At 62.4% G+C, this 922-nt stretch carries 1 protein-coding gene; it reads left to right on the forward strand.

Features of this window, described 5'->3' with window-relative positions; all coding sequences use genetic code 11:
• A partial coding sequence (locus F6X40_RS41550) for a DUF3141 domain-containing protein (protein WP_187631899.1) occupies nucleotides 1-922 on the forward strand: 922 nt, incomplete at both ends.

Genomic DNA, 922 nt, shown 5'->3' on the forward strand with positions numbered 1-922 from the left:
GGTGGTGGGGCAGCTACTACCTGATGAACCGGGAAGAGATCGAGTGGATCACCCGTAACCTCTTCATCGGCAACAAGCTGTGGTCCGGCGAAGTGTCCGGCCCGTCGGGCAAATCCTTCGATCTGCGTGCCATCCGCTCGCCCATCATCCTTTTCGCATCGATGGGCGACAACATCACGCCGCCGCAACAGGCGTTCAACTGGGTCGCTGACATGTACAGCAGCACCGAGGAGATCAAGGCGCGCGGCCAGGTCATCGTCGCCCTGATGCACGAGGACGCTGGCCACCTCGGCATCTTTGTTTCCGGCAAGGTGGCGAAGAAGGAATACACGCAGATCTTCAACGTGCTGGAGACAATCGAGACGCTCGCGCCGGGCCTCTACGGCATGTCGATCAAGGAGGCAAAGGGCGCAGACGGCAAAACGGAATACGAGGTCTCGCTCACCGAACACCGGCTGGAAGAAGCCGTCGAGCATTTCAACGAGTTGCGGCGCGAGGACGAAAAGCCGTTCAAGGCCGTGGCGGCGGTGTCGGAGTTCAACCAGCGAGCCTACGAGCTGTTCGTTCAGCCCTTTGTGCAGCATGCGTCGAACGAGACGACCGCACGGTTGCTGCGCGACTTTCATCCGTTGCGTCTCCAGCGCTGGGCATTCTCGGACCTGAATCCATGGGTGGCCGCGCTGCGTCCGATGGCCGATGCTGTCAGAGCCAGCCGGCAGCCCTCGAGCGACCTCGAACCCTGGCGCAAGGTGGAGCAGCGCGGCTCGGAACTGATCAGCGCCTCGCTCGATCAGCTCCGGGCGGTAAGAGACGCCAGCATCGAAGCACTGTTCTTCTCCATCTACGCGAATCTTTTCGCAATGTACGACCCGGACCGCCTCGGCGAGCATGGGGCCGGCACGTCCGCCGCCGCCGATCCTCG

Source organism: Paraburkholderia sp. UCT31 (assembly GCF_014397655.1).
GTDB lineage: Bacteria > Pseudomonadota > Gammaproteobacteria > Burkholderiales > Burkholderiaceae > Paraburkholderia > Paraburkholderia tuberum.